At 49.2% G+C, this 24,047-nt stretch carries 19 protein-coding genes, 1 tRNA gene and 1 pseudogene; 15 read left to right on the top strand and 6 right to left on the bottom strand.

All coding sequences use genetic code 11. From position 1 onward, the window contains the following. Positions 1-98 precede the first annotated feature (98 nt). The 6 genes from SPIGRAPES_RS15655 to SPIGRAPES_RS15630 all read left to right on the top strand — a co-directional run bounded on the left by SPIGRAPES_RS15655 (position 99) and on the right by SPIGRAPES_RS15630 (position 7,274). Complete coding sequence (locus SPIGRAPES_RS15655) at positions 99-1,184, top strand: extracellular solute-binding protein (protein ID WP_014271734.1); 1,086 nt, start codon at positions 99-101, stop codon at positions 1,182-1,184. Positions 1,185-1,323: 139 nt separating this feature from the next. Then, the gene (locus SPIGRAPES_RS15650) at positions 1,324-2,433 is read left to right on the top strand and encodes an ABC transporter ATP-binding protein (RefSeq protein ID WP_014271733.1); all 1,110 of its coding nucleotides are present in this window, start codon (positions 1,324-1,326) and stop codon (positions 2,431-2,433) included. Beyond that, on the top strand, positions 2,420-3,295 hold the full coding sequence (locus tag SPIGRAPES_RS15645; RefSeq protein ID WP_014271732.1) for an ABC transporter permease: 876 nt from the start codon (positions 2,420-2,422) through the stop codon (positions 3,293-3,295). Before SPIGRAPES_RS15650 ends, SPIGRAPES_RS15645 begins: the two co-directional genes overlap by 14 nt. Continuing rightward, positions 3,292-4,149 (top strand): ABC transporter permease, encoded by an 858-nt coding sequence (locus SPIGRAPES_RS15640; RefSeq protein WP_014271731.1) that lies wholly within the window; start codon positions 3,292-3,294, stop codon positions 4,147-4,149. The genes SPIGRAPES_RS15645 and SPIGRAPES_RS15640 overlap by 4 nt, the downstream gene beginning before the upstream one ends. A gap of 372 nt (positions 4,150-4,521) precedes the next feature. Then, complete coding sequence (locus SPIGRAPES_RS15635; RefSeq protein ID WP_014271730.1) at positions 4,522-5,988, top strand: pyridoxal-phosphate dependent enzyme; 1,467 nt, start codon at positions 4,522-4,524, stop codon at positions 5,986-5,988. Positions 5,989-6,047: 59 nt separating this feature from the next. Beyond that, positions 6,048-7,274 (top strand): threonine synthase, encoded by a 1,227-nt coding sequence (locus tag SPIGRAPES_RS15630; RefSeq protein ID WP_014271729.1) that lies wholly within the window; start codon positions 6,048-6,050, stop codon positions 7,272-7,274. A gap of 432 nt (positions 7,275-7,706) precedes the next feature. Here SPIGRAPES_RS15630 and SPIGRAPES_RS15625 read toward each other — a convergent pair whose 3' ends face one another. The 5 genes and pseudogenes from SPIGRAPES_RS15625 to SPIGRAPES_RS17495 form a co-directional block, all read right to left on the bottom strand. Beyond that, positions 7,707-9,056 (bottom strand): ABC transporter substrate-binding protein, encoded by a 1,350-nt coding sequence (locus tag SPIGRAPES_RS15625; protein WP_215904758.1) that lies wholly within the window; start codon positions 9,054-9,056, stop codon positions 7,707-7,709. 142 nt (positions 9,057-9,198) lie between these two features. Next, positions 9,199-9,984 carry a carbohydrate ABC transporter permease gene (locus SPIGRAPES_RS15620; protein WP_215904757.1) on the bottom strand — a complete coding sequence of 262 codons (786 nt, stop codon included), beginning with the start codon at positions 9,982-9,984 and terminating at the stop codon, positions 9,199-9,201. A gap of 53 nt (positions 9,985-10,037) precedes the next feature. Continuing rightward, complete coding sequence (locus tag SPIGRAPES_RS15615) at positions 10,038-10,946, bottom strand: carbohydrate ABC transporter permease (RefSeq protein WP_014271725.1); 909 nt, start codon at positions 10,944-10,946, stop codon at positions 10,038-10,040. Between the two features lie 693 nt (positions 10,947-11,639). Next, positions 11,640-12,485, bottom strand: a complete 846-nt coding sequence (locus SPIGRAPES_RS15610) for a LacI family DNA-binding transcriptional regulator (protein ID WP_281047920.1) — start codon at positions 12,483-12,485, stop codon at positions 11,640-11,642. 33 nt (positions 12,486-12,518) lie between these two features. Beyond that, a pseudogene (locus tag SPIGRAPES_RS17495) lies at positions 12,519-12,659 on the bottom strand (LacI family DNA-binding transcriptional regulator); the annotation flags it as partial. A 612-nt stretch (positions 12,660-13,271) separates the two neighbouring features. On the opposite strand from SPIGRAPES_RS17495, the gene iolG reads away from it, so the two are divergent. From iolG to SPIGRAPES_RS15575, 7 genes are all read left to right on the top strand, one after another. Further along, a complete protein-coding gene (gene iolG, locus SPIGRAPES_RS15605; protein WP_014271723.1) occupies positions 13,272-14,306 on the top strand; it encodes an inositol 2-dehydrogenase in 1,035 nt (344 codons plus the stop codon). 9 nt (positions 14,307-14,315) lie between these two features. After that, entirely contained in the window at positions 14,316-15,116 is an 801-nt protein-coding gene (locus tag SPIGRAPES_RS15600) for a 5-deoxy-glucuronate isomerase (protein WP_245535446.1), read from the top strand. A 13-nt stretch (positions 15,117-15,129) separates the two neighbouring features. Further along, complete coding sequence (gene iolD / locus SPIGRAPES_RS15595; RefSeq protein WP_014271721.1) at positions 15,130-16,995, top strand: 3D-(3,5/4)-trihydroxycyclohexane-1,2-dione acylhydrolase (decyclizing); 1,866 nt, start codon at positions 15,130-15,132, stop codon at positions 16,993-16,995. A 13-nt stretch (positions 16,996-17,008) separates the two neighbouring features. Next, a complete protein-coding gene (gene iolE / locus SPIGRAPES_RS15590) occupies positions 17,009-17,902 on the top strand; it encodes a myo-inosose-2 dehydratase (RefSeq protein WP_014271720.1) in 894 nt (297 codons plus the stop codon). A 15-nt stretch (positions 17,903-17,917) separates the two neighbouring features. After that, entirely contained in the window at positions 17,918-18,958 is a 1,041-nt protein-coding gene (locus SPIGRAPES_RS15585; RefSeq protein ID WP_014271719.1) for a type II glyceraldehyde-3-phosphate dehydrogenase, read from the top strand. Then, on the top strand, positions 18,940-20,229 hold the full coding sequence (locus SPIGRAPES_RS15580; protein WP_014271718.1) for a phosphoglycerate kinase: 1,290 nt from the start codon (positions 18,940-18,942) through the stop codon (positions 20,227-20,229). The genes SPIGRAPES_RS15585 and SPIGRAPES_RS15580 overlap by 19 nt, the downstream gene beginning before the upstream one ends. A gap of 131 nt (positions 20,230-20,360) precedes the next feature. Further along, entirely contained in the window at positions 20,361-21,656 is a 1,296-nt protein-coding gene (locus SPIGRAPES_RS15575) for a nickel-dependent lactate racemase family protein (RefSeq protein WP_014271717.1), read from the top strand. Between the two features lie 75 nt (positions 21,657-21,731). On the opposite strand, the gene SPIGRAPES_RS15570 is transcribed toward SPIGRAPES_RS15575, so the two are convergent. After that, positions 21,732-22,676, bottom strand: coding sequence for an NAD(P)-dependent oxidoreductase (locus SPIGRAPES_RS15570; RefSeq protein ID WP_014271716.1), 945 nt, complete (start codon positions 22,674-22,676; stop codon positions 21,732-21,734). Between the two features lie 402 nt (positions 22,677-23,078). On the opposite strand from SPIGRAPES_RS15570, the gene SPIGRAPES_RS15565 reads away from it, so the two are divergent. Further along, positions 23,079-23,552: a hypothetical protein gene (locus SPIGRAPES_RS15565; protein WP_014271715.1), complete on the top strand. Its 474-nt coding sequence runs from the start codon at positions 23,079-23,081 to the stop codon at positions 23,550-23,552. 7 nt (positions 23,553-23,559) lie between these two features. After that, positions 23,560-23,643: transfer RNA gene (locus SPIGRAPES_RS15560), tRNA-Leu, on the top strand. Positions 23,644-24,047: the final 404 nt, after the last annotated feature.

Raw genomic sequence — 24,047 nt, 5'->3', positions numbered from 1 at the left:
ACAAAAAACAGATCAGGCAATACGTTGTTTGTGATGTCTTTTTGTTTTTCCGGAGACATTCAGCGGATTTACCGCTTTTTGTAATAAGGAGTTCAAGCATGAAGAAAACTGTTCTCTTTCTCGTAATCATTATGCTGCTCTGCCCGATGCTCTTCTCCCAAGGAACGAAAGAAGAAGCAACCCAGAACAAGGTTCTCAGGATCATCACCTGGGCAGGATACGCCCCCCAGGAATTGATTGACAAATTCACTGCCGAAACCGGTATTAAAGTGGAAGTCACTCTCAGCAATAACGAAGAGATGATTTCCAAGTTACGGGCTACCCGTGGTGGTGGGTTTGACTTGGCCCAGCCCTCCCAGGACAGAATATCCTCGGTTGTCGAGCAATATGGCATTTATCAGCCGATCGATTTCACACAGATCGATACAGATCAGATAGACCCTTCCCTTTTGCAGTCTGTAAAGAAAAACACCCTGGTCAATGGCAGCTCCTATGCCGTTCCCCATGTCTATGGAACAGAAGGCCTGGTAGTCAACAAGGCAAAGGCCCCTGGTATCAAAGACTTCAAAGACCTGCTTGATCCCAAATATGCAGGCCGTGTTTCCTATCGCCTAAAGAGACCTACCTTGATAGGCCAGGGATTCTCAAACGGTTACGACCCCTTCTCACTCTATTCCGACCCTGTCAAATACCAGGCTTTCCTCGATGACATGGAAAAACTCCTGATCAAGGGAAAACCGGTTGTAAAGACCTACTGGGACAACGGTGACCAACTGCTCCAGCTGCTCCGCAGCGAGGAAGTCTGGGCTGCTTCAGCCTGGGAACAGGCCGGGTGGAAACTCAATGCCGAGAATCCTAATATCGATTATATCGCACCGACAAGCGGAGCCCTTGGATGGGTCGACACCTTTGCCCTTCCTGCAAAGTCGGAAAATGTCAGCGGCGCATATAAATGGATTAACTTTATGTTGAGACCTGAAAATGCCGCCTTCTTCACCAACAAGGAAACCTATGGAACAGCTAGCAAGGATGCTGTGAAATTCTTGGATCCGGCAATCGCCGCAAACTTTACCAGATGCCTTCCACCTGAAGTTCTGGCTAAGGTGAACTGGTACCCTACCGTTCCTGCCGGGATTGAGGAGATGGAAGGGAAAACGCTCGACAAGGTCAAGGCTGCCCGTTAAATGGCCTTCCTTTGGTAGACCTGAGCGGCAGTCTACAAGGCTGCCGTTCCTTTTTTGGAAAACCAGATATTTCTTTTCCAGCTTGAAAGCAATGAGGCAAAACAAGCGAACCATAACCGTTGGACAGGAGGACTACTACATGGAAATTGCATTGTCGGTGAAGGGACTGACTAAAAAATTCGGTGAATTCACCGCAGTCGATCATGTCTCGTTTGATGTAGAGGAAGGAAAATTCTTCTCGATACTCGGCCCTTCGGGTTGTGGGAAAACAACCCTCTTGCGCATGATCGCAGGGTTCTACAGGCAAACCGAGGGAAACATTGCATTCAGTGGCGTTGACATGACAAACACAGCCCCGAATAAACGGCCGGTGAACCTGGTATTCCAGAACCTTGCACTATTCCCCATGATGAACGTACACGAGAACATTGCCTTTGGCCTGAGAAGACGGGGGGAGAAATCCGCGGTAATTGATAAAAAAGTCAATGAACTTCTGGAACGGGTCGGGCTTCCCGGATCAGGGAAAAAACAAATCAACCAGCTTTCAGGCGGCCAGCGCCAACGTATTGCGATAGCCAGATGCCTGGTTCTCGACCCCTCGGTCCTCTTGCTTGACGAACCGCTGGGAGCCCTCGACGCAAAGCTACGGGAACATATGAAAGTCGAACTGAAAAAACTGCAGGTACAGGTTGGCACCACATTTGTCTATATCACCCATGACCAGTCGGAAGCAATGATGATGAGCGATACGGTAGCGGTCATGAATGCGGGTCACTTCGAACAGATCGGAACTCCGCAGGAACTGTACCACAACCCCTCTTCTTCTTTTGTAGCCCAGTTTGTTGGCAACAACAACAAACTCCCTGTCTCCTTGAGAAAAGACGGTGATGGGCAATATTTTGCCCGATACGAGAATGGCAAGGAGTTCCTTTTACTCGGAAAACAGGAACTCCAGGAAAAGGAAGCCTATGACCTTTTCATCCGTCCCGAGGCTATGATTATCAACCCGAAGGAGAAGACAGCTTCGTTCAACACCTTGGATGTAGAGGTCAAGGCGATTCTGTTTGACGGGGGAAACAGCCGCTTGCTGGTAACCCCCCAGGGGACTGACAACGAACTGGTAGTTGCCTTGCCGCAGAACAGGCAGTTCGACAATATCAAGGCAAAAGACAAAATTCAGGTGGGCTGGGACGCAGCTACCTCGATTTGCTACAAAAGGGAAAATTGGAAACTATATGATGAAGAATAAACAAGATACTAAGCAAAGGAACTGGGGTTTCTTCGTTTTTTTCATTCCGGTATTCCTCTGGCTGTTTCTTTTGATCGTATTGCCCCATCTGGAACTGTTGAGGCTTTCGTTTCTGGGGACAGGCTATTCTGGTACCAGCGGGTTCACCTTGAACAACTACCTGGCCTTTTTCAAGGAACCAATCTATTGGCTCACCTTCGTCCGTACCGCCCTTTATTCCATACTGGTCACGTTCATCGTGATGGTAATTGCCCTGCCGGTATCCTTCTATATCACCAAAATCGCCAAGGTCAAAGCCTCAGGTTTTTTAATGATCCTTGTTCTGGTTCCCTTCTGGGTGAGTGAATTGATCAGGGTGTATGGCTGGATCATTCTATTGAGGGAAAGCGGCGTACTGAATAAACTGCTCACCTCCATTGGGTTGTTCAAGCAACCGGTGGAGATGCTCTATAACGACATAACCATGGTCATGGGACTGGTGTACACCAGCATGCTCTTCATGGTTGTCCCGATCATCGGGGTCATGGACGACTTGGACGATGCACTTATTGAGGCTGCCTATGACCTGGGTGCCAAGAAACCCGCCATATGGCGTACCATCATCATTCCCCACTGTATGCCAGGCATAGTATCAGGAGGCATCATCGTGTTTATGCTGGTACTGGGAAGTTATCTCACCCCGAACCTCATGGGCGGGAAGAACTCCCTGTGGTTTACCGAGCAGATCTATAACCAGATAATCATCTATTTCAACTGGAACCAAGGGGCAGCCTTTGGCTTCCTCCTGCTTTCCCTTTCCTCGCTCATCATCTGGGTTATCCTCAAACTGACACGGCAAAGTCTCAAGGAGGTAGTAAAATGATCCGATCACTTCCCAGTTCAAAAGCCTATTCTTGGGGTTTCCGCATTTTTATAATCCTATATTTCCTGTTTCTCTTTGCCCCTCTGGTGGTAACCATGGTGTTTGCCTTCAACAATTCGATGTACCCTTCCCTTCCCTGGGAAGGCTTTACCCTCGATTGGTTCTTTGGCAACGGACCACAGAAATACGGCATTTTCCATGACCAGTCCAATTTGAGAAGCCTTGGCATGTCTGTGCGGGTTGCTCTCTCTGTTACTGTAGTCTCCACTATATTAGGGACCTGTGCAGCCTTTCTGTTCGAACAAGAGGACTTCAGATTCAAAGGCCTTCTCTATTTTTTGATGCTTGCCCCATTGGTAATCCCTGGGGTCATTCTCGGTATCTCAATCCTCATGTTCGCAAATACACTTGGATCAGCCTTGGAGAGTCTCTTCGGGGGGTATGCAAAAATACTGGGACCTGGTTTCTGGCTTGTGGTAGTCGGCCAGTCATCATTCATATCCACTATTGTTGCCCTGGTAGTGATTGCCCGGCTGAAAAAATTCGACCGTACACTGGAAGAGGCTGCCTACAACCTAGGCGCGAACCGATTCAGTGTCTTATGGTTCATTACGCTCAAATATCTCCGGCCTTCCATAATAGGGGGGGCAGCGATGGCCTTTCTCATGTCGTTTGAAAATTTCAATACCACCATCTTCCTTGTCGGTTCCCAGGCTACCCTGCCTATCAACATGTATATGCAGGTACGCGACGGTTCAACCCCGGTGATCAACGCAATTTCGTTTTTACTCATTTTCATCACGGCCATAATTGCCGGGGCCAACTTGGTCTCAGGAAACAAAAAAGCTTACTGATTACCTAACGAAACAACAGACAACGAATCCCTTGGTTGCCCCGCGGCCTTGGGGTTCGTTTTGCCTTGTTTCCTCCAAAAGGCAGCGCTTGCCCCTTTTTTATCGTTTCCTCTTCTTCCCTTCAAAACGAAGGCCGAGGTCCACCAGAAAACCCCTCAAAAGCCTAAAAGGTTTTGAAAAAGTCAAGAGAAATAATTATAATTATCAAATAAATCGCACTTTACCATAAATTAATAACAATTTACTGATACTTAACGCAATATATGATGGTAAAATCTAACTTTCACGAATATTTCTCTTTACATTTCATTGCATTCCTGTATACTTGACTCATTGAAAATTGCAACCTAGTGACCGCATGGAGGAAATGATATGTTGATTAATTTGAATGTTAACCCTGAAGTAAGGGAAAAGAACATTAAACGCTGTAGGGAAAAAAGTATTGTACTTCCTACTTTCAAGCAGATGGTGGACCCTTCCACTGTACCTGAGGATATCAAGGCCAAACTCGCTGTAACTGGTTTGTGGGACGTCGATCCTGTCAACCTTTTCAGAGTAACCTGGCATAACGAACCCGTCGAGAAAGGCGGAAAGTTTGGTGATGTCAACTACATTGAAATCCCACGCGCGATCACAGGCTGCAAAGCCCGTATCATTGCCATGGCCGGAAAGTGGTTCCCCACCGGGGTTCACAAAGTCGGTGCAACCTATGCTTGTCTGGCTCCCGCTCTTGTCACCGGTAACTTTGACTCTGTCGACCAGCAGGCCGTATGGCCGTCCACCGGCAACTATTGCCGCGGTGGTGCCTACAACAGTGCTTTGCTCGGATGCAAATCCATCGCCATCCTCCCCGAGGAAATGAGCCAGGAACGGTTCAATTGGCTCAAGACAGTTGCCGGCGAGATCATTGCAACCCCGGGTTGTGAATCAAACGTCAAGGAAATCTTTGACAAATGCCATGAGCTTGATGCAGAACGCGGCCAGCACATTGTCATTTTCAATCAGTTCGAGCAGTTCGAGAACTACCTTTGGCACTATACCGTAACCGGTGGTGCTATGATCGAGATCGCCAAGAAACAGGGAATCAAGGACGAGAACGTCCGTGGTTATGTTTCTGCTACCGGTTCCGGCGGAACCCTGGCAGCCGGAGATCACCTTAAAGATGTCTATCCTGGCCTCAAGATCGGCGCGGCTGAAGCCCTCCAGTGCCCTACATTGCTTCGCAACGGCTTCGGCGGACACAGAATCGAAGGTATCGGCGACAAGCATGTTCCATGGATCCACAATGTCAAGAACACCGATATGGTCCTTGCCATCGACGACCAGGACTGCATGGATATCTATCGCTTGTTCAATGAAAGTGCAGGTATCGAGTACCTCAAGAAAATGGGCGTCTGTGATGCAGACATTGCAAACCTGGCTTTGTTCGGGATCAGCGGTATCGGCAACATGCTCGGCGCAATCAAGATGGCCAAGTACTATGAGATGGACGAGGACGATGTAATCTTCACTGTCCTGACCGACAGCTCCGTCATGTACACTTCCCGTTTGAAGGAACTGGATGAGAAACAAGGCAAGTTCGACGAACTCGAAGCTGTCCGCGTGCTCGCCGCTTCCCTCATGCACCAGGGAATCGACAATGCTCTCGAGCTTTCCTATTACGATAGGCTTCGCGTCCACAACCTCAAGTACTATACTTGGGTTGAACAGCAGGGCAAAACCTATGCAGAGATCAATGCCCAGTGGTACGACAAGAACTACTGGAAGCAACTTCCTGCCATGGCAGACAAGATCGATGAATTGATCGAGGCGTTCAACAAGGAAGTCTTGGCAAAATAACGATTGCTACTACCAGATGCCGGGCTTAACTGTCCGGCATTTTTTATCCTGGAGGAAAAATGCGTTTTACCTATGAATGCTGCGATTGCGGCAATGTATTTGAAACGGGCGAGGTAATCTACCAGTGTCCAACCTGTGCCAAGCTCAATGACGGGACCTCGTTCCCCAAAGGCAACTTGATAGTCAAACTTAACAAGGAAGACTTGAAAACCCTTGCCCAAAAAGAACATGTCACTATGTATGATTTCTTTCCCTACGAAGTTCCTACTCCCTCAGCCTACCCAGTAGGGGGGACTCCCTTGGCAGAACCAGTTCGCCTTGCTAAAAAATACGGTATCAAGAATCTTAGCTGCAAACTGGACAGCACCCTGCCCTCTGGCTCTTTCAAGGACCGTGCCAGCCAGTTGATCGTAGGCCAAGCCCTCGCCCATGGGGAAAACCGTATTGCCTTGGCCTCTACCGGGAATGCCGGGGCTGCAATGAGCTGTGCAGGAGCTGCCTATGGTCTGGAAATCATTCTCTTTGTCCCTGCCTCAGCCCCGATTAACAAATTGATGCAGAGCGTTCTCTATGGGGCAACGGTAGTACCGGTAAAGGGCACCTATGATGATGCCTTTGCCCTTTCCATTGCCTATACCGAGCGTTTCGGGGGAATCAACCGCAATACCGCCTACAACCCCATGACCATCGAAGGCAAAAAGAGCATTTCCATCGAGCTGTTCGAGCAGATGGGACGCAAGGTTCCCGATGTGGTCTATGTGCCAGTTGGGGACGGCTGTATCTATGCCGGGGTCTTCAAGGGTTTCTACGACCTCAAGGAAGCAGGGCTTATCGAGAAAATGCCCCATATCATCTGTGTACAGAGCAAGCAGAGCAATGCAATCAGCAAAGCGTGGAAGACCGGGGATTTCAGTTGCATCGAGGCAGCTACCACCCGTGCTGACAGCATCAGCGTCGAAAGTCCTGCAAACGGGCGTATGGCCGTGCGCTATATCAACGAATGCGAGGGTTGGGCTACTGAGGTTGACGACAGTGAAATCCTTGACGCCCAGCTTGAACTGACCAGGGAAGCCGGCATTTTTGTCGAGCCTGCAGCAGCCTGTGCCTGGGCCGGGGTTGTCAAGGATAGCAAGATGCTCATCGAGAAATTCGGAAAGGATGTCAGCGTCTGTACGCTTCTCACCGGTACCGGTTTCAAGGATATGGCAGTCTTCACCGGAAGGGTTTCCATTCCCGAGGCAATTGAGAACAGCAAGGAAGCAGTGATCAAACGGTTTGAGAAGTAACTCACAAGAAACAAAAGATAGCAAATAAGAAGGGGAACAGGCAGGCCAAATCTGCCTGTTTCTTTTTATGTATTCTACACTCGTTGTGCATGATAGCATCGATCAATCTTCACTTCTCGATTTGCCTGAGACCTAATACTTTGGGTCTGGAACGAACATGCGTTGCACTATCAATGCTTTATTCAATAGGGTGCATGCATGTATTGCCGAACAGGAATATGCTGAGAAGGAACAGTACATTATCAAAAACTGCAGGCACCTACCAACTCGGTAAACAAAGGTCTCCCCGTCCTGAGGGATTCAGGTCCTGCTGCGAAACAATACGCATATAAAAAGGGGGCTGTTCCATTTTCTTTCATGAAACAGCCCCTCATGGTTAAGCATCATGCCAGTCTTACGAAAGCTGACGGTGAATCAAAACCCTATTTTAACTTAATAGTTGACCAGGTTATAACTAGTGATTGCCTTGTTGATGTCTTTGGCCATTCCGTCAAGAGTAGCCTGTGGGGTCAACTCACTGTTGGCAAGCCGGGCAATATAATCCTGTACAATCTGGCGGGACTCGGAGAAGACGCTGAGCAAAGCCCCTGCATACTTCGGGGAAGAACTATGCAGCTGGTCGAGGGCAACCTGGAACTGAGGATACTTTGCAATATTCTCTTTGAAGGTTGCAGTATTGGCTGCAGCAACAGTTACAGGGAAATAACCGGTCTTTGCATTCCAGGTAGCCTGCATCTCAGGGGAAACCATGAATTTCAGGAATTCCCAGGTAGCATTCATTCTGGCTTCGTTACCGGTATTCATCATCCACATGGAACCGCCACCAACCGATACGCCACCGACGTCATTGCGATTGATCGACGGGAAGTAAGCAACGCCGATCTCAAAATTGTCACCTACGTTCAAAAGCAAGGATTTCAAAGCTGCCGTAGACTCAAGTACCATGCAAGTATTTCCTGCAATGAAAGCGGCCTTGGCATCATTGTTGCCTTGGTTGAGATAAGGGGCAATCCCTTCTTTGAGTACTTTGTCCCAGACATTGATAATAGCCAAGCCACCACCGTTCACATCAAAATCAACTGCTGTAGCATAATTCTTGCCACGTCCGTTGTTGTTGTTTACGTAGTTTTTGCCCATCTTGCCCATCCACTGCTCGAAGAACCAACCATAGTTGCCCATTCCGAATCCATAGCGTTTGACGCTGCCGTCGGGATTGACAATCTTCAGTTTGCTTGCAATTTCGTAAACGTCCTCGAAACAAGTCGGGACCTTATCGATACCTGCTTCTTTGAAAGCAGTCTTATTGTAGTAGAGAACAGGAGTGGAGCTGTTGAACGGCATGGAGTACAAAGTCCCGTCAACTGTATAGTAAGCTGCAATATTGGGTTCAAGCTGGCTGATATCATATTTATCGCTTGTGATGAATTTCTGGACAGGAACAATCCAGCCAGAATCGATCATGTAGCGGGATCCAATATCATAGACCTGGACGATATCACAAGGATAATTTCCGCCGGAAGCCTGGATTTTGGAGAATTCATCATCATAGGTGCCCTGAAACTCGTAGTTTACGTGTATCTTGCCTTCATAGTTCTTGTTGAATTCATCTACCATGGCAACCATAGCTTCGCCATTGACTCCGCCCATAGCATGCCAGAATGTTATCTCAACAGGTCCAGCACTCTTAACAGGAGCACTCGGCCCTTTCTCTGCCGCGCCATTGGCGAAACAGGTCCCTACCAAAAAGACCCCGACCAGAAGCAAGCACAATACTTTCTTCATTTTTCCATTCCTCATTTTTTTTCTCCTCGTTCGATAATTCCGATGGAACGCAAAATACGCCCATTTTTACCAATGCATAGATCAAGTACCGAGAATATAACAGAGTCACTATAGCAGCACACAATAACCTCTCCTCCAAAGGTTATCCTTTCACTGCCCCTGCCATCAAACCGTTGATCAATTGCTTGTTCATAAATACGAAAATGCTTAACGATGGAACAATTACTATCACAACTCCAGCCATCATCAACCCCAGTGATTGTGCATCGACGTCATACAGCATCGATATCCCAATCTGGACAGTCCGGTAAGAACTCGAATTGGTGACCAACAGCGGCCACATATACTGGTTCCAGGTATTAAGGAATACATAGGCACCCAAAGCCCCAAGAGCCGGCCTCGAAAGCGGAAGAACAATACTCAACAGAAAACGGAGATTGGAACAACCATCAAGTTTTGCCGCTTCGTACAATTCTTTTGCAAACGTCAGATAGTATTGTCTCAACAGGAATATTCCCATTGCACTGGTTAGGTAGGGGAAGATCAAGGCACGGTACGAATCCAGCCAACCCCATTGGGCCATAGTCAGGTAATTTGCAATTATGGTGACTTCGCCAGGAACCATCATCGTAGCCAGGACACTTATGAATAATAGTTTCTTTCCCCTGAATTCAAGGAACGAAAAAGCAAAGGCTGCCAGGGAACAAGTAACCATCTGTCCGAGCATTACTACAGTCGATACGATAAAGGAGTTTAAAATCATCCTCAAAAAGTTATAATACGGGTTTACGAACGCCTGGATGTAATTTACAAAATTGACTGAAGTCGGGAAAATATGGTTACTGTATATTTCGTCTGCCGGCATCACCGATATCGATACGGTATAGAGCAGGGGAACCAAGATTACCAGCATGAGGGGAATATTCATTACAAAACGCCCAAAATTCTGCAATCTATTTCTTTGAATGGTTGTTATGCGCATTAGTAGTTCACACCCCTTTTCTCAAATCTAAACTGTATTATCGTAATCGTAAGCACTATAAGGAAAAGAACGATTGACCTGGAGGCCGCCGCTCCGAACCTGAAGTTTCGGAATGCATCCTTGTAAATAGACCACACCATTACGTTTGTAGCATCCCCAGGGCCACCTTCTGTCAGCAATTTAATCTGACTGAAAGCCTGGAAGGCCCCGATTATATTGATAATAATCTGGAAGAAAAGTGTAGGCGAAATGCACGGCAGAGTAACATTGAACACTTTTCTCCAATACCCTGCCCCATCAACGGAAGCACTGTCATAGAGTTCTGCAGGAACATTACGAAGCCCTGCACTGATGAAAATGAAGTTGATGCCGCTGGTAAGCCAGATGGTCATCCCCGCGACCGAGGCCAAGGCATACCGAGAATCACCGGTGAAATTGATCTGGGTACCCATAAGTGAATTGAGCAGGCCAATGGTCGGATGCAATATCATTTTGAAAGACATGGAAGCAGCCGCAGAGGCTATTGCGATAGGCATGGCATAGACAGCCGCCGTTATACTGGACCCAAAATACTTCTTTTCGGTGAGAAGGCTGGAGGTCAACCCTATAAGCAACCCTCCCAGTGCCACTATGGCAACAAATTGGAACGTTACAACAACACTTGCCCAGAACGAGGGGTCTTTGAATAAGGCAAGGTAATTGTCATTTTCCGTAAATGCAGCAAGAATCTTAGGCTTACCTACCTTGTTAGTCAAAAAGGCGCTGAGATACATGGTACGGATAAAAGGATAGTAAAGGAACAAGGAAAAAATGGTGAGGGAAGGGAGTAAAAACAGGTAAGGCTCATACACGTGAGACAGACTTCTTTTTCTGGGAGATGAAATTTGTATTTTCTTGGATACTTTCATTAGATACTCCATCATCTTAGATATTTAGGTTCATTCCCTGAGAGCCGATCGGTTCGTTTGGTCAGGGGGAAAGCACCAGACGATACTTGAAAATAATTCTTCTCAGCTAGTAACGGTATCTTGGTTTTCAAGCCATCTTTCAAAGCTTTCGTTCGAATATCTGGTACAATTCACTATTCTTTGAAAACGTTACCAATAACGTCATTATATTTCTAGCTTTCAAAAACCGTCAAGCAAAAAGGTATTTTTTTCATTTCCCATCAGCAGAGGAAGCTAAAATTGTTCCTTAATCGTATTAATTGTGTGCATGTATACATTCCCCTCAACAAAAACCTTTCCAGCCAGGGGCCATTCTCTTTTGGTTTTCCATAACCTGACTGGCGACAATAACCCCTTATAGCTGGGAAATTCCATATGCAAACGTTTTCAATAGTATTCATTATATTTCTCCCCCAACAAAATCGTCAAGAAAAAAAATTTCAAGGGAGGGTGCAGGCAACATAACCGTCTTCATCCAGGAAAGGGAAAAAACCAGAATCAAATACTAGCTGTCCGAAAAGGACCGGGACAAAGCTCTTTTTGTGAATCCTGTAGCATCGGAGCGTTTACCAAACAGGGATACAACCAAAGGACAACAGCCTTGAGCGTTTTATGCATATCCTTGCTATCTTCACCCATTTGGCACGATCGGTTTTAGATGTTCTTTGTATATTCGGTTACAGACTCCCTTTCAATCAAAGTAAAGGGAAGGGCAATATTTACATTCATTTTACTTTCGCTGGTGATCAGGGAATGGAGCATGGCAACAGACATTTTGCCCATTTCGGAAACCGGTTGCCGAATGGTTGTCAACCGGGGAATGGTATAGGAAGATATTTCGATATCATCGCAACCGACTACCGAGATATCCCCAGGCACCTGGTACCCCCTGTCTTTCAGGTATCTCATTGCACCGATAGCCAATTCATCGGTAATGGCAAACAAAGCAGAAAACGAGATTTTCCGGTCAAGCAGTTCTTTCATACCGGACATGCCGTCGCTGATGCTGTAAGAATCGACAAAGACAACCTTTGACTCGTTGTAGGGAATACCGGCACTTTCAAGCGCATTTACATAGCCTTGCAGGCGCTGACGCCCAAAGGAATACCGTTTGCCACTCAAAAGAGCAATTTCCCTATGCCCAAGCTTGATCAGATGGTTCACCGCAGCGCTAGCGGCCTCATTCTCGCTGATATGGATACTGGTCGATTTCCATCGTTCCTTCTCAAACGTAGCGATTACTGAAGGAATATCATTCTTTTCCAGGTATTCGCGAAATTCAGGTAGTTCAATTTCGTGGAGCAGGATAACACCATCGGTCTTCTCACCTTTCAAACGTCTCAGGCAAGCCTCTTCGCTCTCCTGACTCATTGCGACGAAATAGAAACTGGAATGATATCCGAAGTCCTCCAGATGATGCTCAATATCGGAAAACAGCTGGCGTTGGAACATATTGAAGGTCATCGGAATGATTATCCCGACGGTGAAACTACGTTTCATGACCATATCCCTGGCTGCCCTGTTTGGAACATATCCCGTAGCTTTTACCATCTGCATAATCTTAGCCCTTTTCTCAGGACTCACATTCTGCTTCCCGTTGATAACCCGGGAAACGGTGGAAACTGATACTCCGGCCTTTTGTGCTACTTCTTTGATACTTACCATATGCAATTCCTTTCGAGCCTTAGAATCTTAGCAGAGAATCCTTTTTTTATACAACTTCATGAAGAAAAAAAGCAACAGCCTTAGGCAAGGACTACTTTGATGCAAAGACGGCAGCAAACCAAGTCACATGCAATCCCCTTTGCCAGGAGGTCTTCGACGGATCTCAAACCACTAGGCTCCACAGGCTGCAAAACAGTACCATCCGGCTATCAGCAAGCACATACTAGCATAAAGGCAAGTCCTTTGTTTGCCTGAATTAATTGCCTGTCGACGAAACAGGAAGCAACCAACCTTTTCAAACACAATTTCAGAATCCATACCTTGTATTCCAGGAGCATGTAGCCATCGCAGGCATGCTTGCACTGCAGATAGGCCAGTACCATTTTTCAAGGTATTTTTATGCACTATAAATGAAAACGTTATCATTATTTTATGCTCACATCTATTTATACATTTGTCAATTATTACTTTTCAGTTTCAAGATTATACTCTATTAACTACTGACAAGAGAAAATACTTTACAAATAATGACTTCGTAGTATACTCAATATTAATTGGTAACGTTTTCATAAATTTTCAAAAAAAGCCTCTGTACGAAATAAGAAGGAAGGAATCCAAGAAATGAGCGGAAAATATAAAATCGGCATCATCGGGGCAGGCAGGATCGGGCGGTTGCATACGGAGAATATTTCCCGCATGGTCCCAAGCGTAGAAATCATCGGGATTGCCGATGTGAACATGAACGAAGAGACACGGCTCTGGGCTGAAAGCCTGAATATACCTCTGGCAACCGGGGATGCCATGGACCTCATCGGTAATCCCGATATCAAGGCCGTGGTCATCTGCAGCTCCACTTCGACCCATGCCGATTTCATAATCGCCGCGGCAAGGGCAGGGAAACATATATTCTGCGAGAAACCGATCGACCTGTCCGTACAGAAGGGCCTTGAGGCAATCAAGGTTGCAAAAGAAGCAGGGGTGAAGCTCCAGCTTGGGTTCAACAGACGGTTTGACCACAACTTCCAGCATATACGGGAATTGGGAAGAACAGGGCAGGTCGGGGACATCCAGATCGTAAAGATCACCTCTAGGGACCCGGCCCCACCCTCGGCTGCCTATGTTGCGGTGTCAGGCGGGATTTTCCTTGACATGATGATCCATGACTTTGACATGGCCCGCTTCCAGGCAGGGAGCGAGATTACCGAGGTCTATGCCACTGGAGCTGTACTGGTCGACCCGGAAATAGGAAAAGCCGGCGATATCGATACGGCAATCGTCACCCTCAAGTTCGCAAACGGGGCTATCGGGGTCATCGACAATTCCAGGCAGGCTGTCTACGGCTATGACCAGCGGGTCGAGGTTTTCGGGTCGAAAGGTTCGGCCCAGTGCGAAAACGATACCGCCAATTCAGTGACACTTGCAACCGTTGACGGGGTGAAGGGAGAGAAACCCCTCCATTTCTTTCTGGAGCGGTATAAGGATGCGTATATCGGCGAGATAACCTCCTTTGTGGAGGCAATCCTCAAGGACACTGCTGTCGAGGTAGGCGGAGAAGACGGCTTTGAGGACATGGTCGCTGCCTTGGCAGCCGGGAAGTCCCTGAAAGAACACCGGCCCGTCACAATCAAGGAAATGAAAAAAGAACTGGGAGTATAGGCGATGCAGATGAGACACAAGGGGCCCTATGTTCGAGGCTATACCGAACTGGTACCCCGGTCGGGTCCGACAAGCGACATGTTCATGAGTTTCGGGGTCCTTGTCCTGAAAGCGAATGAGATCTGGCAGGATTGCGCAGGCACCGGCGACGAGCGCATCTGGCTGCTTGCAAAAGGTTCGGCGACGATTGCCTGGGGAGAACGGGAGCAAGAGATGTTCAGACCCGATTTGTTCGACCATGGGCCTTGGGTATTGTCAGTACCTTCTGCCATTGCAGTAACCATCAAGGCGGGGGAAAGCGGGGCGGAGTTCTACCGCTGTGCCACGGACAACCCGCTGCAGTTCGAGTCCCGGCTTTTCACCCCCAGTGAATGCATGAGCGAATTCAGGGGTGAAGGGATGATGGGCGAAACCTCGACGAGGATCGTACGCACGGTTTTCGACGATACAAACAGGCCTGAGTCGAACCTTGTCATCGGTGAGGTAATCGGAGTCCCCGGCAAATGGTCCAGCTACCCTCCGCATCACCATCCCCAACCGGAAATCTACCACTACAGGGTCCAGCCCGAACAGGGATTCGGTTTCTGTGCGATCGGGGAAACGCCCTACCTTATCAAGGATAAGGACACCATCCTCATACATGACCAGGAAGTGCACCCGCATGTGACGGCACCCGGCTATGCCCTGTGGTATCTGTGGGTGATCAGGCATCTCGAGGGAAACAGGTATGGGGTACAGACAGTCCCCCCCCAATACAAATGGGTTACGGAACCTGGGGCAGAAATCTGGGAACCAAAGAGAAACCAATAACAAAGGAGCCTATATGGACACTATTCGATTGACGATGGCCCAGGCCTTGCTCCGTTTCCTTGACAACCAGTACGTGGAGTTTGACGGGGAAACCACTAAATTCGTACAGGGCGTATTCGGGATATTCGGGCATGGATGCGTATTAGGGCTCGGGGAGGCCTTGGCGGCGGCGGAAAACTCGCTGCCGTTTTACCAGGCAAAGAACGAGCAGGGCGCCGTACATGCCGCCACCGGGTTTGCCAAGGAACACAACAGAAGGAAGATACTGGCTGTCACTACTTCGATAGGACCGGGCGCACTGAACATGATATCGGGTGCAGGGACTGCCACGGCAAACCACATACCGGTGCTCTTGCTTCCCGGCGATGCGTTTGCAAGCAGGCAGCCAGACCCGGTCCTGCAGCAGATTGAAATTCCGAACGACTATACCAACACCGCAAACGATGCTTTTCGGAGCGTGAGCCGCTATTGGGACAGGGTCAACAGGCCCGAGCAACTCATGACGGCCATGATCAATGCCATGCGGGTCCTCACCGACCCTGCGGAAACCGGGGCCGTAACCGTGGCGCTGCCCCAGGACGTCCAGGGGGAAGCCTATGATTACCCTGCGGAATTCCTGGAGAAGAGAATACACCACATAGAGAGAAGGGAGCCCACCGAAAGGCAAATACAACGGATGGTGGCCTCGGTGCAGGCCTCTTCCAACCCCTTGGTAATCTGTGGGGGAGGAGTCCGCTATTCCGAGGCCGGTGCGGCCTTGGAGAAATTCTGTTCCAACTTCAAGATCCCGTTTGCAGAGACCCAATCCGGCAAGGGATGCATCCTTTGGGACAACGGGCTGAACCTTTCGGGAATAGGGTCCACCGGGGGGCTTGCAGCAAACACCCTTGCAAAGAAAGCAGACCTTGTCATCGGGGTGGGAACCCGCCTCGGGGATTTCACCACCTGTTCAAAATGGCTGTTCCAGAACCCCTCCTGCCGTTTCCTGTCAATCAACGTATCGGGTTTCGACGCTTACAAGATGAACAGCGAGCCCATCATAGCCGACGCAAAGGTGACTTTGGAAGCACTCACCAAAGCATTGCTACCCTCGGGATATCTTTCAAACTGGGGGTCCCAGATCGCTAAGGCAAAGGCCAAATGGGATGAGGAGGTCGACCGTCTTTTCTCCGAGGAAATCCCCGGCAGCCTCTCCCAGGTACAAGTACTCGGCATGTTGAACGAGAAGCTCCTGCCTAACGATGCAATTGTCATTTCAGGATCAGGCTCCATCCCCAGTGATATGCAGCGGGTCTGGAGAGTCAGAAAAAGAGGGACCTATCATGTTGAGTATGCCTTCTCGTGCATGGGCTATGAAATCGCCGCGGCCCTGGGTGCCAAGATTGCCCATGAGGACAGGGAAGTAATTGCCCTTGTCGGGGACGGGGCCTACACCATGCTCCATTCGGAATTGCTCACCGCAGTCCAGGAACAACAGAAAATCATCGTAGTGGTGCTGGACAATGCCGGATTCCAGTGCATAGACAATCTGCAGCAGAGCCAGGGGATCGTACACTACGGCAATGAGTGGAAGACAAGGGAAGATGCCACCGGCAGACTTACCGGCCCTTCCCTATCGGTCGACTATGCCATGAACGCACAGAGCTGGGGGGCTATCGGGCTCCGTGCCGATACCATAGAAGAACTCGAACACTGCGTGTCCCTCGCCTTGGCTGAAACAAGGCCGGTGGTAATCCATGTCCATGTTGCCCCCAAATCCATGTCGAAGGGATACGAATCCTGGTGGCGTGTCGGGACTGCCGAGGTATCGAGCAACCCCGAGGTCGTCAAGGCCTGGAAAGAAATGCAGCCTGAAATCAAAAAAACGAGAAAATTCTAAGAGAGGATTCACCATGAAAGAATACAAGGTTTCGCTGGCAATCGCCCCGATCGGCTGGACCAATGACGATCTTCCCGAACTCGGGGGGAACATCCCCTTCGAGCAGTGTGTCAGCGAGATGGCCCTTGCCGGATTTACTGGGTGCGAGGTGGGCAACAAATACCCGAAGGACACCGAGGTGTTAAAAAGGGAACTGGGAATGCGCAAGCTCTCCATCTGCAACGCCTGGTTCAGCACCTACCTGACCACCCAACCGTATGAGGAAGTCGAGAAAGACTTTGCCAGGCATTGTGATTTTTTGCACACCATGGGTGCAAAGATCGTGGGGGTCGCGGAACAGGGGAATTCCATACAGGGCAAACAGGATGTCCCTGTCTTTGACGCAAAGCCCCATTTCTCTGACATGCAGTGGAACCAGGTCTGTGCGGGATTGAACCGCCTTGGAAAGGTTGCACAGGAAAAAGGCCTTCGCCTGACGTATCACCACCACATGGGAACAGGCATCCAGACGACTGCGGAGATCGACCGGCTCATGGAATCGACAGACCCTGCTCTGGTCGGGCTTCTGTTTGACAGCGGGCACATTGCCTTCTCGGGGGAAGACCCTATGGCAACGCTTTGCAAATGGTACCCCAGGATCTGGCATGTACACCTGAAGGACGTGAGGGAAGAACGCAGGAATCTTGCGATAGAAAAGAAATGGTCGTTCCTCCAGGGGGTAAAGAACGGGGTATTCACCATCCCCGGCGATGGCTGTGTCGATTTTAAGCCGATTTTCAAGGAACTGAAGGACAGGGGATACTGCGGTTGGTGGGTCGTGGAGGCAGAGCAGGACCCTGCGCAGGCAAATCCCCTGGAATATGCAATGCGGGCGAGAAAATTCATCCTGGATTCTGCAGGGATCTGAGGCAAGGAGACAAGAATGGAAAAGAAAATACGGGTAGGTGTCGCCGGATATGGCGTTATAGGGCAACGGCTGGCAGATGGGGTTGCCTTGCAGGGTGACATGGAACTGGTTGGGGTTGCAGATGTTATGCCCACCCTCAGCGTGAGGGCCCTGAAAGAAAAAGGGATGCCCTACAGATTGTTTGCCGCATCGGTTGAGGGCAAGGCAGCTCTTGAAGGGGCAGGCATTCCTATCAGTGGTATGCTCGAAGACTTGGTCCAGCAGGTTGATATCATGCTCGATGCCACCAGTGCGGGCATCGGTGCGAAAAACAAGCTCCTGTATGAGAAATATGGCAAGCATGCCATTTTCCAGGGCGGGGAAAAAAACGATGTCGCAAATGTCTTCTTCCATGGCTATGCGAACTTTGAGAAAGGGCTCGGCGTCGATTTCCTCAAACTGACCTCCTGCAATACGACCGGCCTCATCCGTGCCGTAGACTGCATCGACAGGGCCGTCGGGGTGGAAAAGGTGGCCATCACCATCATAAGGCGTGTCGCCGACCCCGGGGACTACCACCGCGGGCTGACGAACGCGCTGCAAATCGACAAGGCACCAAGCCACCAGGCACTGGACCTGATGACCATCATGCCCCATGTCGAGGCAACGGGTATCCTGATCCATACCCCGGTCACCCATGGGCATATCATCACGGTGGTACTCACCCCGAAACAGGATATCAGCGTCAAGGATGCCCTCGAGATCTTCGAGAAGCACCCACGTATCAGGGTGGTTTCGATAGGCGAGGGATTTTTAGGGAATGCGAGCCTGTTCAGGTATGCCCGTGACCTTGGCAACCCCCGCGGTGACATGTATGAGATTGCCGTATGGAGCGACTCCGTGGTAAAGAGCGGCAGGGACCTGATGTTCGCCATCAATATCCCCCAGGAGTCTGTGGTCATCCCGGAAAACATTGACGCGATCCGGTCTTCCATGAAGATGCAGCTCACCCGTGAGACAGGGACGGCTGAGACAAACAAATACCTCAGGATAGGAACATGGAAAAAAACCGTATAAAGATAAAGGTCCTGGAAGACTTTGAAATGAAAGGGCGGACGGTACTGTTCCGCCCCGACATCAATTCGCCCCTCGATGCCAAGACAAAGCAGATAACCAACACGAACAGGCTGGAAAAGGCTGCCCCTACCTTGAAAGCGCTGCTTGTAAGGGGAGCCAAGGTAGCCTTGATTGCACACCAAGGTGATACGTTGGATTACCAGAATCTCATTCCCCTATCTGAACATGCCCGGATCCTTTCTGCCCTCACCGGTTCGAAGGTAGGCTATATCGATGATGTATGCGGCCCTGCCGCCGTCACCGCCGTACAATCCCTCAAGGAAGGCGAAGCCATCCTACTGGGAAACCTCAGGTATCTCAGCGAAGAGGTGACCGCCTTTGAGAAGGAGGTAAAGCTTACCCCTTCCCAGATGCTCGATACCTGGCTGGTGAGATCGCTGGGGCCCCTGGCGGATATCTACGTCAATGATGCCTTTGCCGCGGCCCATAGGAATGCCCCCTCGATGGTAGCCTTCCAGGAAATACTCCCCACCGCCGGGGGGCGGCAACTTGTAGCAGAATATACGGCCCTGTCCAAGGTTGCCGAGAACCCGGTACGCCCCTGCGTGTTCGTGCTCGGGGGAGGAAAAATCTCCGATGCCTTCGGTATGATGAGAAGCGTGCTGGAAGCAGGGACTGCCGACAAAATCCTCACAACGGGAATCACCAGCCTGGTCATGCTGCTGGCAAAGGGGGTCGAGCTCGGGGAGCGGACAAGAACGTTTTTGGACGACAGGGACCTGACTGTATTCATCCAGGAAGCTGAATCCCTTTTGGAAAAATGGGGAGATTCTTTCCTTGTTCCCGGGGACCTTGCCTATGAGAACGAGGAAAATAGGGCAGAGACAGAGGTCTCGTCCTTTGCCGTTCCGTCCGGCCTGCAGCAAAAGCTCTTTTTGGACATCGGAAAACGGACAATAGAGCGGTACTGCGGTGTTATCTCACAGGCAGGCACGGTTTTTGTAAACGGACCTGCCGGGGTATACGAGGATCCTCGATGGGAAAACGGTACCCGGGAAATATGGAAATCCATTGCCGAGGCTCCCGGCTATACCGTAATCGGCGGGGGCGACAGCGTCAGTGCCGCTGCAAAATTCACAGGGCTTGAAGGTTACTCGTATGTCTGTACCGCAGGGGGCGCAATGGTCAGGTTCCTGTCCAAAAAGAAATTGCCCCTTATCACTGCCATGGAAAAGGCCTACGACCGCAACCTTACCGAGCCTATACGGTAAAGATTCCGCTTTCTCCCTTCGAAAACAAAAATGTCGGATGAACCTAGCTCCCTGGTTGAAAACCGGGGAGAGGGGTTCTGTTTTTCGGTGACAGGATGCAAAAGGCCTTCAAAGACAAGGAGATGCATATCATGCAGGTTGAATACCAAAGGAACCGGCAATCTTTTTCAATAAAGGAAAGGAACCTGCTCGGTTCCTTTGAGCCCAATGAGTTCATAGCATCCCAAGATGCTTTGACTCTGCTGGCACAGGCCTTGGAAAAACCACGGGGAGGCCCCGACCTCGACACGTTCCTAAAAGGCGCGAAAACGGTACTGGTCATCGTAAATGACGCCACCCGCCCTACCCCTACCTCAACCATGCTCGAAGCGTTGCTTCCCATCCTAGCTAAGCATGGTATTTCAGAACGTACGGGCCTTACGGTCCTGGTAGCCACGGGAGCCCACCGGGGGGCTACAGAACAGGAATTCTCACAGATTCTGGGTCCGTTGGAACAACGTCTGCGTACTTGCTGTGTTTCGCATGATGCGAAGAAAAAAGACGAACAGGTCAAGGTAGGGACAACAAGGAACGGGACACCGATAATCCTGGACCGGCGCCTGTTCGAATCCGACAGGGTTATTGTCACGGGGAGCGTGGAACCCCATTATTTTGCCGGTTTTACCGGGGGAAGAAAGGCTTTCCTTCCGGGTATTGCCGGCTATGAGACCATTGAGGCAAACCATAGGCTGGCGTTGTCCCAGAGGGCCCAATCGCTTGCACTGGAAGGGAACCCTGTCCATGAGGATATGATGGATGCCCTGCATGTAATCACCACCCCTACATTCTCCATCATGGCTGTTTTGGACAAGGAACAGAAAATCGCTTCGGTTGTCGCCGGGGATATCAATCAGTCATTCTATGAGTCGGTAAGGGTTGCAAAACAGATTTTCTGCGTACAGATTCCCCAGAAAGCAGATGTCGTGGTGTCCGTAGCCAGGTTCCCGATGGATATCAACCTGTACCAGTCACAGAAGGCGATTGACAACGGGGCCCTTGCAGTAAAAGACGGGGGGACCTTGATCCTGGTCTCTTCCTGCAGGGAAGGGATAGGGGACGAGACCTTTGCGAATCTGCTTTGCGAAGCCTCTTCTGCCGGGGATGCCTTACACAGGATTTCCCGTTGTTACAGGCTTGGCTACCACAAGGCGGCGAAAATGGCTGCGGTCTCGCAGAGGATTACCGTGCAAGCATTCACGGAAATGCAGGATGAACAACTTACCGGCCTGTTCATTACCCCTGTCCACAACCTGCAAGACGCTATCGAAGAAGGCATCCAAAGGGCAATAGACAGGGGGATCCAGGAACCCAAGGTACTCATACTCCCGGATGGATGCGTGACAGTTCCCGAATTGGAGCCTCTGGACACCAAAACAAAAACCAGTTGAGTCGCTACACCCTATTGATGAGAGGAAAAAGAATGCCAGCAACGAGGGCAGAATGGTATTCTTTTTCCCTGACTATCAGGAAACCACATGTACAGGCTTGCCTGCAATCCAGGCTCTGATATTATCAGCAACGATATCGGCACGCTTTGCAAAAGCTTGGCTGCTTGCAAAGGCAACATGTGGGGTAAGTACCGTATTCTTTGCACCCAAAAGGGAATAATCGGGAGCAAGCGGTGGTTCTTTGTCAAAGACATCGATACCGGCCCCGGCAATTACCCCATTGTTGAGAGCGGTAACCAATGCCGCGGTGTCAACCACAGGACCCCGGGCGGTATTGATCAGGAAGGCACTCTTCTTCATCAGGGCCAATTCCTCTTTCCCGATCATGCCGATAGTCTCTTTGCACTGGGGAACATGTAAAGAAACGATATCTGATTCTTTAAGTACCGTTTCCAAATCGGTGAACGTTACCCCTGGAATTGCTTTTGCTGTCCGCGAATACGCAGAGACTTCACAACCGAAAGCCAGGGCAATCTGTGCAACCCTTGTCCCGATGGCTCCCAAACCGATTATGCCGAATTTCTTGCCTTCCAGCTCAAAACCCACCAAACCGTCTTTCGTCTTACCTTCCCTGGTAGCTTTGTCGCAGGCAACAATGTTTCTGGCAAGGGAAAGGACCAAGGCAAATACGAGATCGGCTACGGCAACTGTGGAATACCCTGCACAGTTGCAGACAAGAATTCCTTTTTCCTTGCAACACTCCATATCAATATGATCGAAGCCGGTAAAGGCAACGCAGATCATTTTCAAGGAAGGACACTGCTCGATGACGGTGCGGCCATATTTGATGTTTGACAAGACTACAATGTCTGCATCCTTGCTGCGTTCCACAAGATCAGCGTCACTCTCTTTCCTGTCATCCCAGAGCATGAGTTGAGGATCTTCTCCAATGGCTTTTCTCAGTTTTTCTGCAAGAACTTCCTTTTTGACCCCCAAAGGCTCAACAACCGATATCTTCATATGCAACTCCTTACATACTATTTCCATTCCCTCAAGCAAGAGAATGTATACAAATTCACAAAGCATTCAATTGTATTTTGTTATAACCTACGGTCTTTCATATTCCAATACCATTGCACCTGATTGCATACATAATTTACGCTACGCCTTTGCATTTCCAGGATTTTAAACCCAAGACAGGATACTGAACGGCAACAGGCATTTCAGCAAAGTACTGCAGAAAACTTGTCCACTTGGGCTACCGACCAAACGAGATTACTGCCGATATTTTTACATTTGCAAAGAAATCATTGAAAAAAAGTGTCATTGCCGGCTGAAACAGGCTCTCTTTCCTCTTTCTCCTTTGACAAAATCCTTCTCTTACAGTATTTTTAGCTAGAGTTCATACGTTAGGAGTAATGCATGCAGAACTTTCTTATCGGTCTTGCCATAGGTGTTGTTCTTGCTATCGTCCTTGTTGTCAGCATGTCGGTAAAACGACACAAGGAAATCCTTGTTGCGACCAAAGAGAACGAGCGTTTAAAACGAATGCTTACCGACCGTATGGATCTTGAGGGCGATGGGATAATGAAGTTGAAAGACCAGAACGAGGAACTCAAGAAACAGAATGAGAACCTTCGCATCAGTCTGAGCACCTACTCCCAGAAACCAGGAAGAAAAGAAGTTGCAAGGCTTCATGTGTACCAGCTGGCAGTTGACCGTTTGACTATCAACAGTCCTGGCTTCGGTGCAGCCTGGCAGGCAGCGCTCAAGGAAAGCGAAGATGAGTTCCAGAAGACCTATATCGGGGTACAGCCGTTTATCAAGCGCCTGATTCCGATCAAGACTGATGCCTCAGTGCTTCCTAACCTGATCGATACTGACGAAAAGAACTGATTCTCTCGCCGAAATGGTGGAACTGGTAGACACAAGGGACTTAAAATCCCTTGACTGCAAAGTCGTGCGGGTTCGATTCCCGCTTTCGGCATCCCCTATCACCCAAGATATCAAAAGTCTTGGGTAATTTTTTTACAGTTTCCAAGTATCTACGAAATTCACCAAGTTTGCCTTGTATAGAGAAATCCACTGGCTTGAATTATCAGCAGAGAGCCTCTAAGGGTATGCCCCATTGCAGGGGCCAATGGACATCTCTAGGGTTATGAAGTTATGCTAAAAAATATCTCACTGCAATTACCCAGACAAGACGGACAAGACATCATTTCCTGCATAATTGGTGTATAAAAAGCAAGGTATGGGGGCGGCAAATTTAATCAAGGGCTGCGGGAGAACCCCTCCTCTACCTGTGAATATTGTTCAAAAGTTTTAATTACTATGCCTTGCATTCACAATCTTCATAAACAATAATACTTTTATCACTATTAGCCATATTTT

The sequence above is a fragment of the Sphaerochaeta pleomorpha str. Grapes genome (assembly GCF_000236685.1).
Classification (GTDB): Bacteria; Spirochaetota; Spirochaetia; order Sphaerochaetales; family Sphaerochaetaceae; genus Sphaerochaeta; species Sphaerochaeta pleomorpha.
Note: the sequence above shows the minus strand (reverse complement) of the source record. Positions and strands in the feature narration are given on the sequence as shown.

Excerpts from the sequence above, each read along its gene's own strand:
- SPIGRAPES_RS15625 (WP_215904758.1), bottom strand. The coding sequence starts at position 9,056 with ATGAAGAAAGTATTGTGCTTGCTTCTGGTCGGGGTCTTTTTGGTAGGG.
- SPIGRAPES_RS15640 (WP_014271731.1), top strand. The coding sequence starts at position 3,292 with ATGATCCGATCACTTCCCAGTTCAAAAGCCTATTCTTGGGGTTTCCGC.
- SPIGRAPES_RS15630 (WP_014271729.1), top strand. The coding sequence starts at position 6,048 with ATGCGTTTTACCTATGAATGCTGCGATTGCGGCAATGTATTTGAAACG.
- SPIGRAPES_RS15620 (WP_215904757.1), bottom strand. The coding sequence starts at position 9,984 with ATGAATATTCCCCTCATGCTGGTAATCTTGGTTCCCCTGCTCTATACC.
- iolG (WP_014271723.1), top strand. The coding sequence starts at position 13,272 with ATGAGCGGAAAATATAAAATCGGCATCATCGGGGCAGGCAGGATCGGG.
- iolD (WP_014271721.1), top strand. The coding sequence starts at position 15,130 with ATGGACACTATTCGATTGACGATGGCCCAGGCCTTGCTCCGTTTCCTT.
- SPIGRAPES_RS15635 (WP_014271730.1), top strand. The coding sequence starts at position 4,522 with ATGTTGATTAATTTGAATGTTAACCCTGAAGTAAGGGAAAAGAACATT.
- iolE (WP_014271720.1), top strand. The coding sequence starts at position 17,009 with ATGAAAGAATACAAGGTTTCGCTGGCAATCGCCCCGATCGGCTGGACC.
- SPIGRAPES_RS15565 (WP_014271715.1), top strand. The coding sequence starts at position 23,079 with ATGCAGAACTTTCTTATCGGTCTTGCCATAGGTGTTGTTCTTGCTATC.
- SPIGRAPES_RS15600 (WP_245535446.1), top strand. The coding sequence starts at position 14,316 with ATGAGACACAAGGGGCCCTATGTTCGAGGCTATACCGAACTGGTACCC.
- SPIGRAPES_RS15580 (WP_014271718.1), top strand. The coding sequence starts at position 18,940 with ATGGAAAAAAACCGTATAAAGATAAAGGTCCTGGAAGACTTTGAAATG.
- SPIGRAPES_RS15615 (WP_014271725.1), bottom strand. The coding sequence starts at position 10,946 with ATGAAAGTATCCAAGAAAATACAAATTTCATCTCCCAGAAAAAGAAGT.
- SPIGRAPES_RS15645 (WP_014271732.1), top strand. The coding sequence starts at position 2,420 with ATGATGAAGAATAAACAAGATACTAAGCAAAGGAACTGGGGTTTCTTC.
- SPIGRAPES_RS15570 (WP_014271716.1), bottom strand. The coding sequence starts at position 22,676 with ATGAAGATATCGGTTGTTGAGCCTTTGGGGGTCAAAAAGGAAGTTCTT.
- SPIGRAPES_RS15610 (WP_281047920.1), bottom strand. The coding sequence starts at position 12,485 with ATGAAACGTAGTTTCACCGTCGGGATAATCATTCCGATGACCTTCAAT.
- SPIGRAPES_RS15575 (WP_014271717.1), top strand. The coding sequence starts at position 20,361 with ATGCAGGTTGAATACCAAAGGAACCGGCAATCTTTTTCAATAAAGGAA.
- SPIGRAPES_RS15650 (WP_014271733.1), top strand. The coding sequence starts at position 1,324 with ATGGAAATTGCATTGTCGGTGAAGGGACTGACTAAAAAATTCGGTGAA.
- SPIGRAPES_RS15655 (WP_014271734.1), top strand. The coding sequence starts at position 99 with ATGAAGAAAACTGTTCTCTTTCTCGTAATCATTATGCTGCTCTGCCCG.
- SPIGRAPES_RS15585 (WP_014271719.1), top strand. The coding sequence starts at position 17,918 with ATGGAAAAGAAAATACGGGTAGGTGTCGCCGGATATGGCGTTATAGGG.